Raw genomic sequence first — 3,024 nt, forward strand, 5'->3', positions numbered from 1 at the left:
GCCCACCGAGAGCGGCCAGCGGGCACGAACGGTCGATGAGCAGTTCGACGCCATGGAAGTGGTGATGGCGCCCGCCGCCAAGGAGATGCTCGCCGGCGGCGTCTGCGACTGAGGCCGCGCAGGCGGCCGGCCGATCGGGCCCGGGCTTTGCCGCTTGTAATTACTAATAATTCATTCTAGGCTCTCGCCATGGCCGAACCCATCCCCCTGCGCCGCCCTTCGCTGCACGAGGAAGTGGCAACCCGGCTGCGCAACATGATCTTCGAGCGCCAGCTGCTGCCGGGGCAGTGGGTCGACGAGCTGGCGCTGGCGCGCGACTGGCAGATCAGCCGCACGCCGCTGCGCGAGGCGCTCAAGGTGCTGGCCGCCGAAGGGCTGGTGGTGCCGGTGCCGCGCCAGGGCAGCCGCGTCGCGGAAATCCCGGAAGACGAGGCCGACGAGCTGCTGCCGGTGATGGCGCTGCTGGAGGGCCGCTGCGCCTTCGAGGCGGTGCGCAAGGCACGTGACGCCGACATCCGCCGCCTGCAGCGGCTGCACGAGCAGCTCGAGAAGCACGCCGCCGCGCACGACATCGAGGCCTACTACCGCGCCAACCACGAGTTCCACAGCGCGGTGCAGGCGCTGGCCGGCAATCGCTGGCTCGACCGCGCCACCGGCGACCTGCGCCGATTCGTGCGCCTGCTGCGCGGGCGGCAACTGCACTGGCCGGGGCGCATCGAGGCCTCGATCAACGAGCACCGCGTACTGCTCGACGCCATCGTGCAGCGCGACGCCGCGCGCGCCGAACGCGTGATGCACGACCACCTGATGGCGCAGCTGGCCGCGCTGAAGGCGCTGCGCCAGCACGAGCGAGCCCAGGGAGCCCCCCATGCTGGATGAACTCAAGAGCGCAGCGCGCAAGGTCAACGGCGCGCGCCACCTCAGAGGCCTGCTGATCGACTGCAAGCGGTTGCTGTCCGAGCGCGGCGAGGCCAACAGCGTGGCCATCGCGAGCGACCTGATCGCGCGCTTCCGCGAGCTGCCCGACGACGCGCAGGCGAGCTTCTTCGAGCGCCTGTCGCGCGACTTCAGCCCCGACCCGAAGGCGGTGCTGCAAAGCGCCCAGGCCTATGCCGAGGCGCCCAGCGCCGCCAACCTGCAGCGGCTGACGCAGACCGCCGAGCCGCCGCGGCAGGAACTGCTGAGGCGCATCAACCGCACGCCCGGCGGCACGGGCAGCATCGTGGCGATGCGCCGCGCCCTGCTGGCCCGCATGCCGAAGCAGCCCGAACTGCAGGCGGTGGAGGCCGATTTCCTGCACCTGCTGTCGAGCTGGTTCAACCCCGGCTTCCTGCAGCTCAGGCGCGTCGACTGGAACTCGCCGGCCCAGCTGCTCGAGCAGATCATCCGCCACGAGGCCGTGCACCAGATCGACGGCTGGGACGACCTGCGCCGCCGCCTGCAGCCCGACCGGCGCTGCTTCGCCTTCTTCCATCCGCAGCTGCCCGACGAGCCGCTGATCTTCGTCGAGGTGGCGCTGCTGCCGGCGATGCCGGCGGCCGTCGCGCCGCTGATCGACAAGACCTCCGCGCCGCTGCCGGCCGGCCAGTTCAAGGTGGCCGCGTTCTACTCGATCAGCAACTGCCAGCCGGGGCTCAAGGGCGTGTCGCTGGGCAACTTCCTGATCAAGCGCGTGGCCGACGAACTCCAGCGCGAGCTGCCCCAGCTCAAGACCTTCTGCACGCTCTCGCCCATTCCCGGCTTCGCCCGCTGGGTGCGCGCCGGCGCGCCGTGCGAAGGCCTGCCGAAGGCGCGGGCGCAGCGCCTGGCCGAGGCGCACGCCACCCTGCGCGACGCCTGCGCGGGCGACTTCGACAAGCTGCTGCACGCCTCCGCGCTGAAGGCTCTGCCCGAGCCGGCCGCGCAGGCGTTGCTGCGGCTGGCCGCCTACTACCTCGGCTGCCACGCGCCCTCGGCCGGCGGCGACCCGGTGGCACGCTTCCATCTCGACAACGGTGCGCGGCTGGAGCGCCTGAACCCGCTGGGCGATCTGTCGCCCAAGGGACTGCGCCAGTCGTTCGGCATGATGGTCAACTACCTGTACGACCTGGACAAGGTCGAAACGCACCACGAGAAGTTCGTGCAAGGAGAAGTGGCACAGTCACGCCTCCTGACGTCGTTGCTCTGACAACCCACACAACCTGGAGACAACCCATGCATCGCTCCCGTCCTTCGACCCTGCGCCGCGCTCTGCTCGCCTCGGCCGCCCTCGCCGCCGCCGGCGTCTCGCCCTTCGCGGCCGCGCAGGCCTGGCCGACCAAGCCGGTGACCATCGTCGTGCCCTTCCCGGCCGGCGGCGGCACCGACGCCTTCGCGCGGCCGCTGTTCGCCCACATGTCGAAGACGATGGGCAAGCAGTTCATCATCGACAACAAGGGGGGCGCTGGCGGCACCGTCGGCGCGAGCGTCGCGGCCAAGGCGGCGCCGGACGGGTACACGTTCTTCATGGGCGCGGTACACCACACGATCGCACCGTCGATGTACCCCAAGCTCGACTACAACCTCGAGACCGACTTCGTGCCCGTGGGCATCATCTCCAGCGTGCCGCAGGTCATCGTGGTGAACCCGCAGAAGGTGGCGGCCAACGACCTGGCCGGGCTGCTCGCCTACGTCCGCGCCAACCCGGGCAAGCTGAACTACGGCTCGGCGGGCAACGGCACCTCGCACCACCTGGCGGGCGAGCTGTTCAAGCTGCAGACCAAGACCTTCATCACTCACATCCCGTACCGGGGCGCCGGCCCGGCGCTGCAGGACCTGATCGCCGGCCAGGTCGACATGATGTTCGACGGCCTGGGCTCCTCGGCCTCGCACATCAAGGGCGGCCGCATCAAGGCCATCGCCGTCGCCAGCGAGAGTCGCAACCCCGGCGTCCCCACCGTTGCAACGGCCAAGGAGAGCGGCGTGCCCACTTACCAGGTGGCGACCTGGTACGGGCTGTGGGCACCCAAGGGAACACCCGCGGCTGTCGTGCAGGCGATGCAGAAG

At 70.4% G+C, this 3,024-nt stretch carries 3 protein-coding genes; all 3 read left to right on the forward strand.

Annotation, left to right across the window (positions count from 1 at the left end; translation table 11 throughout):
• The first annotated feature begins 189 nt into the window (after positions 1 to 189).
• Positions 190 to 879 carry a GntR family transcriptional regulator gene (locus AB7U92_RS24730; RefSeq protein ID WP_428583131.1) on the forward strand — a complete coding sequence of 230 codons (690 nt, stop codon included), beginning with the start codon at positions 190 to 192 and terminating at the stop codon, positions 877 to 879.
• Positions 869 to 2,167, forward strand: coding sequence for a malonyl-CoA decarboxylase (locus AB7U92_RS24735; RefSeq protein WP_428583133.1), 1,299 nt, complete (start codon positions 869 to 871; stop codon positions 2,165 to 2,167). The genes AB7U92_RS24730 and AB7U92_RS24735 overlap by 11 nt, the downstream gene beginning before the upstream one ends.
• Positions 2,168 to 2,193: 26 nt before the next feature.
• The coding region (locus AB7U92_RS24740) for a Bug family tripartite tricarboxylate transporter substrate binding protein (RefSeq protein ID WP_428583135.1) at positions 2,194 to 3,024 on the forward strand (831 nt) is incomplete at its 3' end.

The organism is Piscinibacter sp. (genome assembly GCF_050175855.1).
Lineage (GTDB): Bacteria > Pseudomonadota > Gammaproteobacteria > Burkholderiales > Burkholderiaceae_C > Piscinibacter.